General features: G+C 64.1%; 11 protein-coding genes. 6 read left to right on the top strand and 5 right to left on the bottom strand.

What is annotated here, in order from left to right; genetic code table 11:
- Positions 1–66: 66 nt before the first annotated feature.
- On the bottom strand, positions 67–714 hold the full coding sequence (locus tag ACEN9H_RS03595; protein WP_413673816.1) for a CCXG family PEP-CTERM protein: 648 nt from the start codon (positions 712–714) through the stop codon (positions 67–69).
- Between the two features lie 133 nt (positions 715–847).
- Here ACEN9H_RS03595 and ACEN9H_RS03590 point away from each other — a divergent pair, with 133 nt between their 5' ends.
- Positions 848–1,168 carry a hypothetical protein gene (locus tag ACEN9H_RS03590; protein ID WP_413673815.1) on the top strand — a complete coding sequence of 107 codons (321 nt, stop codon included), beginning with the start codon at positions 848–850 and terminating at the stop codon, positions 1,166–1,168.
- Here the strand turns inward: ACEN9H_RS03590 and ACEN9H_RS03585 are convergent, their stop codons facing one another.
- Positions 1,169–2,047, bottom strand: coding sequence for an NAD(P)-dependent oxidoreductase (locus ACEN9H_RS03585; RefSeq protein ID WP_371763977.1), 879 nt, complete (start codon positions 2,045–2,047; stop codon positions 1,169–1,171).
- A 304-nt stretch (positions 2,048–2,351) separates the two neighbouring features.
- Here ACEN9H_RS03585 and ACEN9H_RS03580 point away from each other — a divergent pair, with 304 nt between their 5' ends.
- Together ACEN9H_RS03580 and ACEN9H_RS03575 are read left to right on the top strand one after the other, a co-directional pair.
- A complete protein-coding gene (locus tag ACEN9H_RS03580; protein WP_413673814.1) occupies positions 2,352–4,769 on the top strand; it encodes an alginate lyase family protein in 2,418 nt (805 codons plus the stop codon).
- Positions 4,770–4,913: 144 nt separating this feature from the next.
- Complete coding sequence (locus tag ACEN9H_RS03575; RefSeq protein ID WP_056130687.1) at positions 4,914–5,360, top strand: potassium channel family protein; 447 nt, start codon at positions 4,914–4,916, stop codon at positions 5,358–5,360.
- Positions 5,361–5,447: 87 nt separating this feature from the next.
- Here ACEN9H_RS03575 and ACEN9H_RS03570 read toward each other — a convergent pair whose 3' ends face one another.
- Entirely contained in the window at positions 5,448–7,145 is a 1,698-nt protein-coding gene (locus ACEN9H_RS03570; protein ID WP_413673813.1) for a tetratricopeptide repeat protein, read from the bottom strand.
- 422 nt (positions 7,146–7,567) lie between these two features.
- Between ACEN9H_RS03570 and ACEN9H_RS03565 the strand changes: the two genes are divergently transcribed.
- A complete protein-coding gene (locus tag ACEN9H_RS03565) occupies positions 7,568–9,946 on the top strand; it encodes a discoidin domain-containing protein (protein ID WP_413673812.1) in 2,379 nt (792 codons plus the stop codon).
- A gap of 72 nt (positions 9,947–10,018) precedes the next feature.
- Here the strand turns inward: ACEN9H_RS03565 and ACEN9H_RS03560 are convergent, their stop codons facing one another.
- On the bottom strand, positions 10,019–10,363 hold the full coding sequence (locus ACEN9H_RS03560; protein ID WP_413673811.1) for a DUF1840 family protein: 345 nt from the start codon (positions 10,361–10,363) through the stop codon (positions 10,019–10,021).
- Positions 10,364–10,698: 335 nt separating this feature from the next.
- Here ACEN9H_RS03560 and ACEN9H_RS03555 point away from each other — a divergent pair, with 335 nt between their 5' ends.
- Together ACEN9H_RS03555 and ACEN9H_RS03550 are read left to right on the top strand one after the other, a co-directional pair.
- Positions 10,699–10,995, top strand: a complete 297-nt coding sequence (locus ACEN9H_RS03555) for a hypothetical protein (RefSeq protein ID WP_413673810.1) — start codon at positions 10,699–10,701, stop codon at positions 10,993–10,995.
- Positions 10,996–11,286: 291 nt separating this feature from the next.
- Entirely contained in the window at positions 11,287–12,312 is a 1,026-nt protein-coding gene (locus ACEN9H_RS03550; RefSeq protein ID WP_413673809.1) for a S41 family peptidase, read from the top strand.
- Positions 12,313–12,361: 49 nt separating this feature from the next.
- On the opposite strand, the gene lpdA is transcribed toward ACEN9H_RS03550, so the two are convergent.
- Positions 12,362–14,179, bottom strand: coding sequence for a dihydrolipoyl dehydrogenase (lpdA, locus tag ACEN9H_RS03545; protein WP_056130661.1), 1,818 nt, complete (start codon positions 14,177–14,179; stop codon positions 12,362–12,364).
- Positions 14,180–14,182 lie beyond the last annotated feature (3 nt).

Raw genomic sequence — 14,182 nt, 5'->3', positions numbered from 1 at the left:
GAAAGCGCCGATGTTACGCCCAGGGACTCCCATTAACAACGTGATCGCATGCCGCACCGCGGCATATCACGCCTGCTTGCGACGGCGGCGGATGAAGGCGATGGCGCCGGCACCCAGGCCGAAGGTCGCGATGCCGACCGGTTCCGGCACGGCGTTCAGCTGGTCGGTGCTGGCGAACGTGGCGTAGGCAGCGGCATTCGCGGCCTTGAACTGGGCCTGCATGCCGCCGTCGCAGCAGCCTTCGATGCCGTAGATCTTGAGGACGTGATTGCCGGCCGCGAGATTGAGCGCTCCCTGCAGGCTGCCGTTCCCCGCGCCGTAGCTGTTGGCCCACCACATGTCGTGCGTGTTGTAGCCGAGGGCCACGCCGTCGACGAACAGGGCGCCGCCGTAGCCGAAATCGACGCCGGTGCGGAAGTTCCACATGCCGGCCTGCGCCGCCGTGACGCCGAAATCGATCGTGGACTCGAAGGCGTAATTGCTGATCCCGCCGAAGTAATTCTTGACCGACAGGTTGTCGTACACTGCGACGGACTTGCTGCCCTTGTACGCGGCAGGATCGGCGATGGCGGCATCCACGGCCAGCTTGTATGCAGCCGCGTTCGCCTGTGCCGCGGGCGACGTGGTCGCCACCTGTACGGTAATGACGCTGGCATTGGCATTGAGGGCAACGCCAGCAAGCAGGGCAAGGGCGAGTCGGGAGCGCGCGTTCATCGCAAATTTCCTTAATTTATTTAACTTATATCAATATATCATTCCAAAAAGAACTTTGTCATTACAAAAAGGAATCTTTGTTGTTTATTTGCTACCCATCATCAATACGACGCAACACGATCGGACATCATCCATGACGCCACGCTGCCAATCGGTTGCCGCGAACTTCCTGATGGGTGCAGGCATCCTGCCCCTGGCCCTGTACATCGCGTGGGTCGGCGCCTTCCTGATCACGACGGTGCCCGGCCAGCCGCCCCGCGTCCCGATCATCGACCCGATCGGCATGGTGGGTCTCGGCATGGTCGTGTACCTCGGCTCGTTCATCGCCGCCGGGTTGGGCATCGTGTGGTCGTGGCTGTTGGCGCGCGCCTATCCGGAGCGGCGCACGCGCCGGGCGCTGGTCCTGCCCGTCATCGTCATCCTGGTGCTGGTGCTGCCGTTTGTCTTTCCGTGATCAGTCCAGTCCACCCCGCCGCGCCGCGTGCTTGCCCAGCGCCGCCAGATCGAGATCGGCGTCGCCCTGCGCGACGGCATCCTGCAAGGTCGACTTCAAGGTCGCGCCGAATGCCAGCGGCAAGCCCTTGCCCTGCCCCGCCTCCACCGCGAGGCGCACGTCCTTCAGGCCCAGCGCCAGTCTGAATCCCGCCGGAGAATAGCGCTCCTCGGCGATCATCCCGCCATAGCCCTTGTACACGGGCGAGCCGGCGAACAGCGTGCTGGTGACGAGGTCGATGAAATCCGCGGCCGGTACGCCGTGGGCACGCGCCAGCGCGGCGCCCTCGCCCGTCGCTTCGATCGCGCAGGCGAGCATCAGGTTGCACGCGAGCTTGATCGCATTCGCCTGTTCCGGCTCGCTGCCGAAGCGCCACGTCTTTTGTCCCATCAGGTCGAACAGGGGCTGCACGCGCGCGATCAATTCGTCGCTGCCGCCGGCGAGGATGTTCAGCTTGCCCGCTTGCGCGACGTCCACGCGGCCCAGCACCGGCGCGGCGACGTAGCCCACGCCGCGCTCGACGTGCAGCGCCGCCATCTCGCGCGCGAACGCGACGGAGACGGTGGCCATGTTGACGTGGATGCTGCCGGGCGCCATCGCGGCCAGCACGCCGCCGTCCAGCAGCACGGCGCGCGTCGCGTCATCGTCCGCGAGCATGGTGAAGACGACGTCGGCGATGCCGCACTCGGCGGGCGTCGCGGCCGGCTTCGCGCCGAGCGCCGCCAGCGCCTGCACGGGTGCGGGGCTGCGGTTCCAGACGTGGACGGGCTGGCCGGACTTCAGCAGGTTGGCGGCCATGTGGTGGCCCATGCCGCCCAGGCCGATGAATGCGATGCTCATGCGTGTTCCTTTGTTCGAGTGTCTGCCCACCTGTGGGCCAAACGGGTATTAGACCAGCAATCCGCTGCGAACTGTGTCCCGAATGTTGTTATCGTTAACTTGATATAACTTAAATATCCATACAAAACGTAACGTGCGCGCCGATATGGCCTCCATAATCCGAAAGTTTTTTGCTCGAACAAATATCTCGCGTCCTTGCGAGACACGGTCCCGGCGCGCGCTGTCGTGAAGCTCAGGTTGTCGCCGGTAAATGATGTTCACTCATGAAGGGGTACCGATGAAAATCAGTTCTAGAAAAGAGTTTATGGGCATCCGACACATCGTCGCGACACTGTTCCTGGCGAGCACCGCCGCGCTGCCGGGTCATGGCGCGGCGCAGGTCACCGGTTTCACGCATCCAGGCACGCCGCTCACGGTGTCCGATCTCGCGACGCTCAAGTCCTACGTCGACCAGGGCCGGCAGCCATGGAAGTCCGGCTATGACCAATTGAAGGCCGATGGCAAATCGCAGTCCACCTACGTCATGGCGGGTCCATTCGCGACCGTGAGCCGCAGCCCCGACGTGAATCTCTGGCCATGGCGTAACGACATGATCGCCGTCTGGAATCTGTCGCGGATGTGGTATTTCACCGGCAACGACGCCTACGCAAAGAAAGCGCACGATATCCTGATCGCGTGGGCCACCAACCAGACGGCGTTCTCGGGCAGCGAGTCGATGCTCGACCTGGGCGACTACGCTTACCGGTTCGTGGGCGGCGCGGACATCCTGCGCGGCACCTGGTCGGGTTGGACGGCCAGCGACACGGCCACGGTCAAGGCATACTTCGCCAATGTCCTGATTCCGGCATCGAACCCTTACGGCGAAAACATGTTCGGCGCCGCCAACAAGGGCGCGCTGGCCCTGAACGCGCTCGGATTGATGGCCATCTTCAATGACGACACCGCGTTGCTGGACCGGGTCGTTGCCCAGACGCGCACCCTCGCCCACATCGGCCTGCGCAGTTCCAACGACATCGGCATGCTCGGCGATTCCCTGCGCGACCAGGGCCACGCCCATGGCCAGCTGTTGTCGCTGTCCATGCTCGCCGAAGCGCTGTGGAAACAGGGCATCGACGTCTATGCCGATCTCGACGAGCGCCTGCTGGCGGCAGGCGAATATTTTGCACGGGTGAACGAACTCGCGCCGACGCCGTTCCTCCCGTTCGGCACCACCGACGCCTACTACATCGCCGACAACACCAACCGCGGGTGGGGCGGCGGGAACATCGCGCTCAACGTGATCCATGGCGCCTACGCTGTCCGCAAGGGCAGGCCGGCCCCCTACATCGCGCAGCGGCGCCTCTGGATGCCGGTGGACAGCACCAGCTTCATGTTCATGAAGGAGGTCGACACCTCGACGGCCGCGCCCGCGCCGGCGCTCGCCATTCCCGCGACCGTCTCGATCACTTCGGGCTTGAATGATATCGATATCGGAAACAGCACCCCTGCCGGCACGTCGTCGTACGCCAACGGCACCTGGACCGTGAAGGGCGCAGGCGCCGACAGCTGGGGCACCGCCGATGGCGGCCACTTCGCCTACAAGGCCCTCACCGGCGACGGCGCGATCATCGCGAAAGTCGAGACGATCCAGAACACCAGCCCGTACGCCAAGGCGGGCGTGATGATGCGCACCGGCCTGGCCCAGGGCGCGGCGCGCGCCACGATGCTCGTGACGAACCAGGTCAAGGTCGAACAAAACATGCCGAACCTTGCTGTCTACGGCGGCACGAACTATGGCAACAAGGCCCTGCCCATCGCGAACACCGTGCCCTCTTACTGGGTGAAGCTCGAGCGCATCGGCAACATGATCACTGGCTACGTGTCTCCCGACGGGACCAACTGGGCCGCGACCGACGTCGGCCGTATCGACGGCACGCTGCCCGCCACGATCTATGCCGGCCTGGCGGTCGTCTCGCATGCCAACGGCACGCTGAACACCTCCACCTTCAGCAACGTCCAGGTCACGGGCGGCAACGGTGGCGCGCCGGGCGTCATCCCGGCCGCGCCCGCCACGCTGCTGGCCGAGCCGGGCGACGGGGCCGTTCCGCTGCGCTGGCAGCAGTCCTTCGGTGCCACGAGCTACACGGTCAAGCGCGCCACGTTCAGCGGTGGTCCCTACACGACCATCGCATCGGGCGTCACGGACGGCAGCTACACGGATAATTCGGTGAGCAACGGCATGGCCTACTACTACACCGTCACGGCGGCCAACACCGCCGGCACGAGCGCGAATTCTCCCGAGGACAGCGTCACGCCGGTGCATCCGCTGACGAACGTGGCCACCGGCGGCAGTGCCACCGACGGCGCGAACAACGCGGCCAACGCCGGCCTGGCCTTCGACCGGAACTCGGCGACGAAATGGCTCTACGGGGCCCCGGCCGGGTGGCTGAAGTACGACCTGGGCCACACGGAGACCGTCCTGCGCTATACGGTCATCAGCGCCAGCGACGTGGCCCCGCGCGATCCGAAGGACTGGCAATTCCAGGGCTCCAACGACGGCACCACGTGGACGACGCTCGACGCGCAAAGCAACCAGGTGTTCGCCAACCGTCTCCAGCCGAAAAGCTACCCGGTCGCGGGGGGAGGCGCGTATCGCTGGTACCGCATCAACATCACGGCCAATAATGGCGATACCGCCTCGACGGCGCTCTCGGAGCTCGGGCTGTTTGCCGCGAAGCCGTGAGACGCGGCAGGCGCTGGGCGTAAAAAAGGCCGGGACGCGCAGTCCCGGCTTCTTCATCGCGTAGCGCGAAAGCGCGCCGCGAGCGCGTGCCGCCGAGCTTTGCTATGCTCCCCTGCATCGAACATCGTCCCGGAAAGTCCGAGCATGGGCATCGCCATCGCCGCCTGCGCGTTCCTGCTGATCGCCACGACCGTGATCCACTACGAGGTGCTGCGCCTGATGACGGCCGCGCTGCCCGCATTGCGCATCCCGCCGCGCATGCGGCTCGTGTTCGTGATCGTCGGCGCGTTCGGCGCGCACTTCATCGAAATCCTGCTGTACGGCCTCGCCTACTACCTGCTCGCGACGCGCTTCGGCATCGGCCACATGGGCGACCCCGGCCCGCTGCCGTTCACGCGCTGCCTGTATTTTTCGGCCGAGACCTACACGACGCTGGGCTACGGCGACGTGCTGCCGCACGGCGACCTGCGCCTGCTGGCGGGCATGCAGGCGCTGAACGGGATGCTGCTGATCGGGTGGACGGCGTCGTTCACGTATTTGTCGATGGAGCGGTTGTGGGATGACACGGGGCGGCGCCGGCCAAAGCATTGATTCTGCAAATCGACGGCATCATGGGCGAGTCGCAAGACGACAAGCATAAAGACTGTCGTGCCGCCGGGGTGATGCGCTGTTACAAACCTAGCGGCGATCGTGCATCCACGACAGGGCGCCGGGCACCGCCGTCCGCTCGCCGCGCATCGCCACCAGGAGTTCATCCCGCGGCACGCCCTTCTCCAGTCTGGCGAGCCAGCGCGTGGCCCACGCGGCGTTTTCCGGATCCCCCTTGTTGCGCGCCAGCGTATTGAACACCTGATACGCGCCGGCGGCATCGCCCAGCCATGCATGGGCCAGCGCGGCCGCGCGCGCGAACGCGACGACGTCGTGCCCGTGGCGCCATGCGTCGATCGCCCTGCCGATGTCCTTGTCGGCCGGCGCCGTGTCCATGAGCGCGATGCGGAACAGCGCATACGACACGTCCGGCGCTTCCGGCGCCAGCAGGGCGGCTTCGGTCAGACTCGCGCGCGCCGCCGCCAGCCGGTCCTGCCGGTCGGGGCCAGCGCGCTCCGCCAGCTTCGCATGCGCGAGGCCCAGCAGATACTGCGGCTCGGGGTCGTACGGATCGTTCCCGACGGCGCGCGTCAGGTAGGCGATGGCATCGAGCGGATCGCCCCATTCGACCTGGGCACGGGCGAGCGTGATCTGGGCGAAATCGACGGCCGGCGCCTGCGCCGCCTTCTGCTGCACGCGCGCCAGCAAGGTCTTGCCGGCGGCCGGCGCGGGACACGTCTTCAGCGCGGCGTTGTCGAGCACGAACCCGGCCTCGATGCGGCTCAGGCGGGTGAATGCGATATGGGCCCGGGGCAGGTCGGGCACCTCGACCTGCAGGATTTTCATGGACGCCTGGCGGTAACGCCACATCGCGGCGTCGAGCTCTTGTCCCGACAGGCCGAAGACGTCGGCAAACGCGTCGGAGGAATCGCTGCCTTCGTTGACCCGCTCGAGATACTTCCCCATCTTGTTGCGGTTCTCCTCGGACGAGAGCATGTAGTGCACGAGGTTGAACGAGCGGGCGAGAAATTCCCATTGCCGGTAATACCCGTTCGTGCCGACCTTGAACATCCCGGGCACCGTTCGGTCGTGCAGGATGTCGTCGAACCGCAGCCGCCTGATCCGGCCCTCGTCGATCTCCTGGAGCAGGTTGTAGGAGGTGCCCGCATCGCGGCCGACCAGCATCTGGTCGTCGGTGAAGCGCATGCCGCCGAAATACGCATCGAAGCCGGTAAGGAACCATGCGGGCGCGCGGATGCGGGTATGGCGGTACAGGAACGTGTCCGCGTACACGACGAAATTCGTCATCAGCGTGTAATCGTCTTCCGGACGAAGCAGCGACGCATTGTCCAGCTTCCAGCTCTTCGCCCGGCCGAACGTGAACGCGAGCGTCCCGGATGCGCAGCGGCTGGTCAGGCTGGCGGTGGAGCCGTCGACCGCGCCGATCTCCGGCGGCAGGTCCGGCCGGGCCTGGAAGTACAGCGTGAGCTTGGGCAGCGCCTCCCGCCCGTCCAGGAACGGCTTCAGGTACAGGCGCAGCACGGCGTCGAGCCGTTCCAGATTGTTGACCAGCTCGATGACGTCGTCGGGATCGTCGTTCGAATAGACGATCAGGTGCTGGCTCTCGATGCGGAACCACGCCGACGGATCGCGCACGCCCTTGACGACGACGGTGGACGGGTCGTGCCTGCCCTTGACGACCACCTTGGGGGGCTCGTTCCCGAAGGCGTGCGCAGGCACAAGTGCCATCGCCGCGAGCAGGGGAACGGCGTACTTGTGGATAGCCATGCGCGCCTTTCTATTTTTTTGGGACGGACAGCGACTGCCAACATAACAGATGTACGTCCTGCGGAAATGCGCACATTCCCACGCCCAGTCAACACATTGCAAGATGAACGACACCCAAGTCTACGTTAATGTTAAATTAATGAGACACCCATTCGCATACATACGTAAACTAATTGCCGTGTTGCAATATTGCTGCAATAATTTAATAGTTTGATGCTCGAACGAATACCTCGCCTCGCCTCACGGCGAGGCTGCGGGCAAGGCGACGGGGACGCCCGGGATGCCCTTGAACGTGACATTGTCGGGGCGCGCTGCCGGCGCGCCGTTTGGATGTTCATTAATGAAGGCTACCGATGAAAAGAAACTCCAGGATGTTTGCTCGAACCAGTCTGACCGCTGCGCTGCTCATGTTGAGCACCGCCATGCTCCCCGGTGACGGCATGGCGCAGGTCACCGGCTTCACGCACCCGGGCACGCCCCTCACCGCCGCCGATCTCATGACGCTCAAGTCCTACGTCGCCCAAGGCAGGCAGCCGTGGAAGTCCGCCTACGACCAGCTGGCGAACGACGGCAAGGCCAGGCTCACCTACGTCATGGCGGGTCCGTACGCGACCGTGAGCCGCGCCCCCGACGTGAATCTCTGGCCATGGCGCAACGACATGGTCGCGATCTGGAACCTGTCGCGGATGTGGTATTTCACCGGCAACAAGGACTACGCGAAGAAGGCGCACGACATCCTGATGCAGTGGGCCACCGTCCAGACCGAGTTCGCAGGCCGCGAATCGATGCTCGACCTGGGCGACTACGCCTACATGTTCGTGGGCGGCGCGGACATCCTGCGCGGCACCTGGCCGGACTGGACGGACGCCGACACGGCCACCGTGAAAACCTATTTCGCCAATGTCCTGATTCCGGCATCGAACCCGTATGGCGAGAACATGTTCGGCGCCGCCAACAAGGGCGCGCTGGCCCTCAACGCGCTCGGGCTGATGGCCATCTTCAACGACGACACCGCGTTGCTGAACCGGGTCGTTGCCCAGACCCGCACGCTCGCCCACATCGGCCTGCGCAGTTCCAACGACATCGGCATGCTCGGCGACTCCCTGCGCGACCAGGGGCACGCCCACGGACAGCTCAAATCGCTGGTCATGCTCGCCGAAGCGCTGTGGAAGCAAGGCATCGACGTCTATGCCGATTTCGACAACCGCCTGCTGGCGGCGGGCGAATATTTCGCGCGGGTGAACGAGCTCGAACCCACGCCCTTCCTCCCGTTCGGCACCACCGACGCCTACTACACCGCCGACAACACGAACCGTGGGTGGAACGGCTGGGGAGGCGGGAACATCGTGCTCAACCAGATTTACAACGCCTACGTCAACCGCAAGGGCATGCAGGCACCGTTCATTGCCCAACGGCGCCAGTGGATGCCGGTGGACAGCGGCAGCTTCGTGTTCCTGAAGGACGCCGACACGTCGACGGCGACGCCCCCGCCGGCACTCGCCATTCCCGCCACGAGCCCGATCACCTCGGGCTTTGCCGATGCGGACATCGGCGGTGCCGCCCCGGCCGGCTCGGCCACGTACGCCGACGGCACATGGACCGTGAAAGGGGGCGGTGCCGAGATCTGGGGCACGAGCGACAGCTGTCACTTCGCCTACCAGGCTCTCACCGGCGACGGCGCCATCATCGCGAAAGTGGAGTCGCTCCAGAACACCAGTCCGTCCGCGAAAGCAGGCGTCATGATGCGCACGAGCCTTGCGCAGGGCGCCCCGCGCGCCTGGATGGCCGTCACCAACCGGATCCAGGCCGAACAGAACATGCAGAATCTCGCTGTCTACGGCGGCAATAACTACGGAAACAAGGTGCTCCCCATTGCGAGCTCCACCGCCTCATACTGGGTGAAACTCGAGCGCATCGGCAACATGATCACGGGTTACGTGTCGCCCGACGGGACCAACTGGGCCGCCACCGACGTCGGCCGCATCGACGGCCCGCTGCCCGACACGATCTATGCCGGCCTGGTGGTCGCCTCGGTCGCCAACGGCAGGCTGAATACCTCCACCTTCAGCAACGTGCAAATCACGGGCGGCGACGATGGCGCGCCGGCCGCCATCCCCGCCGCGCCCGCGACGCTGCTGGCCGAGCCGGGCGACGGCGCCGTCCCGCTGCGCTGGCAGCAGTCGTTCGGCGCCACCGGCTACGCGGTGCTGCGCGCCACGTCCAGCGGCGGCCCCTACACGACCATCGCGGCCAACGTCACGGGCGGCAGCTACATCGACACGTCGGTGGCCAACGGCACGACCTACTACTACGCCGTCGCGGCGACCAACGCGGCCGGCACGAGCGCGAATTCTCCCGAGGACAGCGTCACGCCCGTGCATCCGCTGGTGAACGTCGCCACCGGCGGCACGCCCAACGACAGCAGGAACAACGCGGCCAATGCCGGCAACGCCTTCGACCGGAACTCGGGGACAGAATGGTTCTACTCGGGCGTGATGGGCTGGCTGCAGTACGACCTCGGCCACGCGGAGACCGTCCAGCGCTACACGGTCGTCAGCTCCTTCGACAAGATCGGGCGCGATCCGAAGGACTGGCAGTTCCAGGGCTCGAACGACGGCATCACCTGGACGACGCTCGACACGCAAGCCGGCCAGGCGTTCGCCAACCGCTTCCAGCAGAACAGCTATACGGTCGCGAGTCCGGGCGCGTATCGCTGGTACCGGCTCAATATCACGTCCAATAACGGCGACACCAGCTTTACGGATCTTGGCGAATTCGGGCTGTACGCGGCAAGGCCGTAAGACGCAGGCCACCGTGCCCGGTCGACGTCGGGATTACGCGACGTCGCCGGGCCAGGACGCAATACCGATACATCAACTATTCCATGTGACGACGCTGTCCATGCGCCGCGCTGCCCGCATCATTTCCAGCAGCGGAAACAAATGCGCCGAGAAATCGACCGCTTCCTGCACTTGCGGAAAATGATTCACGCCCTCTGCGGCGTGATGCAATTCAATGTCCTGCGCCAAGGCGAGTGTCGCCGCATGGTGCTTGCCTTCCGCCGTCGTCGCTTCCAGTACGCCGATCACGTTGTCCAGCTCGCCGACAGAAAAATAGCCGATAGCCGTGCACTTGCCGAACGGCGCGAGCGCCTTTTGCGCGTGACGGTCGAGCATCAAGACATCGGCAGCGGCTTTCGATTTGAATGTTACAAGCATTGCATATCCTCTTCAAAACCTGGTAACAGGGCCAGTCTAATGGATCGCTTGCAAAAAATTCGTAAAAATTGGGCCGTCACCTTTATGGACTTTCTCCTTCCGTCGTTTGACAAAATCCTAAGTTGAACATACTAAAAATTCATGCTCAATTGTGAAATTGTATGACGTTTTTAAAAAACTTACGAAATACAATTTGTTTTCGACTATGCGAATGCCGAACAGGTTTTTTTCATAGCCGGGTCGCGAACCGATGCATATTGCATGACCTGCGGCGATTTACTCCCCGATGGCAAACCCGCCATCGCCATTTCGAAAATTCTTGGAGGTTTTTCTAAATGAATTTTTTGTCGACTCACTCTAAAAAATATATCGCCGCCGCAGTCACGGCATTCGCGGCAATTGCCATCCCGGCCCAGGCCACGGACTGCAACACCGTTTGCCAGAATGCTGCGGGCCAGGCAGGGTATAACGCGGCAAAGCTGGCGGAGAAGGATGCGTTGGCATACTGCACTGCCCATTATTACGGCCAGGAGGTTAACAACTGCATGAACGGCAAGGTTCCACAGATCCAGGCTGCATACGATCAGGCGTATCAGCAGACGATGACGTCGTGCATGGGTTCCTGCCACTGATCCGTCGCGCTGTCCGTCAACCCTTCTTTTCTGCTTCTGCCGGCTACCTGAGAAATCGAAGGGACCGCAATCATCGATAAAAAAGCCGGGACACATGGTCCCGGTTTCCTCTACAGCCACGTCACGCCTCAATCAGCGCTTGCGTGCCGACGAGCTGCCGACTGCCCCCATGCATATCAATCAATTAGCAAAATACATTGCTATGACATAGCAATTTTTATGCTACTCTGATTTCACTTCACTGCTCATGCGATGAAGTCATCGACTCCAACTCACTGCCAAAGGAAAAACATGAAAAAGAAGTGGATCGTCGTACCGTGCTTGCTGCTGCTCGCCACGTTCAGCGCTTGTGCCGCCACGCCCGAGCCGCCGCCCAAGGTTGCCGTCGACAGCGCGATGCGCGTGCAAGCGATCGATGCGCTCGTGGCAAAGCTGAACGATCACTACGTCTTTCCCGACAAGGCCAGGCAGGTCGGGACGGTGCTGCGCCAGCGCCAGCGCGACGGCAAATACGATGGGATCACGGATGGCGAACAACTGGCAAAACAGCTCACGGCCGACCTTGCCGACGTCCTTCATGACAAGCACCTGTTCGTGGGATTCGACCCCGGTCTGGTGCCGCCCGACCGTGAAGTCGGACCGCGCCCCACGTCGCTGGCCGAGTGGGAACGCATCGCGCCCCCTGAGGTGCGCCAGCGTATCCTCGCGTCCAGCCTTGGCGTGGAAAAAGTCGATCACCTGAACCCCAGAATCGGCTATCTGGAAATTTCCGGCTTCCCACCGCCGTTCCTGGTGGCCGCAAAATATGCGGCAGCGATGGACAAGCTCGCCGACACCGATGGCCTCATCGTCGACCTGCGCAACAACCACGGCGGCACGCCGGACGGGGTGGCTTTGCTGGTCAGCTATTTCGTTGATGGGCGTACGCGGCTCAACGACATCTGGGACCGCGATACCGGCGTCGCCACGCAGCATTGGTCGGTCGACCAGCTGGGCGGCAAGCGCTATGGCGGCAAGAAGCCGGTCCTGATCCTGGCTGGTCCCGGCACGATGTCGGCCGGCGAAGACTTCGCCTACACGATGCAGGCACTGAAACGCGCCACGGTGATCGGCGAGCCGACCTGGGGTGGCGCCCACCCCACCCGCCCCTTCCGCCTTGCGGACCATTTTTTTGCCGCGATACCCAATGCACGCACCATCAGTCCCATCACCCATACCAACTGGGAGGGCGTGGGCGTCGCACCGGATGTCGCAGCGACGCCGGACAACGCGCTTGCGGTGGCGAAGGACATGCTGCAACGCCGGCTCCAGGAATAAAAAAACCGGGACACATGGTCCCGGCTTGTTACGACATGCGGCGCCTGGATCAGCGCTTGCGCGGCGGCGGCAGGTCGGTGCAGACGCCTTCGTAGGCTTCTGCCGCCATGCCGATCGACTCGCCGAGGGTCGGGTGCGGGTGGATCGTCTTGCCGATGTCCACGCCGTCCGCGCCCATCTCGATGGCCAGCGCGACTTCGCCGATCATGTCGCCGGCGCTCGTGCCGACGATCGTGCCGCCGATGATGCGGTGGGTCTCGGCGTCGAACAGCAGCTTCGTGAAGCCTTCCGAGCGGCCGTTGGCGACGGCGCGGCCCGATGCGGCCCACGGGAAGTGGCCCTTCTCGACCTTGATGCCCTTGGCTTTCGCTTCGTCTTCGGTCAGGCCGACCCATGCCACTTCCGGATCGGTGTACGCGACCGACGGGATCACCTTCGCATCGAAGTAGGCCTTCTCGCCGTGCGCGGCTTCCGCGGCGACGTGGGCTTCATGCACGGCCTTGTGCGCCAGCATCGGCTGGCCCACCAGGTCGCCGATGGCGAAGATGTGCGGGACATTCGTGCGCATCTGGCCGTCGACCGGAATGAAGCCGCGGTCGGTGACCGACACGCCCGCTGCTTCCGCGCCGATCTTCTTGCCGTTCGGGCTGCGGCCCACGGCCACCAGCACGAGGTCGTAGACCTGCGCTTCCGGTGCCGGCTGGCCTGCCTCGGCGGCTTCGAACGTGACCTTGATCCCTTCCGGCAGCGCTTCCACGCCGACGGTCTTGGTCTTCAACATGATGTTGTCGAAGCGGGAAGCGTTGAACTTCTGCCAGACCTTGACGGCCTCGCGGTCCGCGCCCTGCATCAGGCCATCCATCATCTCGACGACGTCGATGCGCGCACCCAGCGTCGAGTACACGGTCGCCATTTCGAGGCCGATGATGCCGCCGCCGATGACGAGCATGCGCTTCGGCACCTGGCGCAGTTCCAGCGCGCCGGTGGAGTCGACGATGCGCGGATCTTCCGGCACGAACGGCAGCTTCACGACGGCCGAACCGGCCGCGATGATCGCCTTCTGGAACGCGACGACCTTCTTGGCGCCATCGGGTCCGGTCACTTCGATGTGGTTCGGGCTCAGGAATTGTCCGACGCCCTGCACGACGTTGACCTTGCGCGCCTTGGCCATGCCGGCCAGGCCGCCCGTCATCGTCTTGATGACCTTGTCCTTGTACGCGCGCAGCTTGTCGATGTCGACGTCCGGCTTGGCGAACGACACGCCGAGATCGGCCATGTGCGCCGTCTCGTCCATGATGTGCGCCACGTGCAGCAGCGCCTTGGACGGGATGCAGCCCACGTTCAGGCACACGCCGCCCAGGGTCGCGTACTTCTCGACGAGGACGGTGTTCATGCCCAGGTCGGCCGAGCGGAAGGCGGCCGAGTAGCCGCCGGGGCCGGCGCCCAGCACCATCATCTCGCATTCGACGTCGACCGGGCCGCTGTAGCTGGCCGCGTTCGGGATCGGTGCGGCGGGTGCCGACGGGGTCGGGTGGGCCGGTGCGTACGAATCGGCCGGCTTGTTGGCCGGTGCCTGCTCGGCTGCAGCCGGTGCAGCGGCGGCTGCAGGTGCAGCGGCAGCACCCGCGCCTGCGTCGTCGACGGTCAGCAGCAGCGAGCCTTCGCTCACCTTGTCGCCGACCTTGACCTTCAGTTCCTGCACGACGCCGGCGTGGGTCGACGGGATCTCCATGCTGGCCTTGTCCGATTCGACAGTGACCAGCGACTGGTCGACCTTGATGGTGTCGCCGGGCTTGACCATCAGCTCGATGATTTCGACTTCCTTGAAATCGCCGATATTCGGGACTTTGACTTCAACGGTGCTCATGGG

The organism is Massilia cellulosiltytica (assembly GCF_047325105.1).
GTDB lineage: Bacteria > Pseudomonadota > Gammaproteobacteria > Burkholderiales > Burkholderiaceae_D > Telluria > Telluria orientalis.
This window is presented reverse-complemented; position numbering and strand designations above follow the sequence as displayed.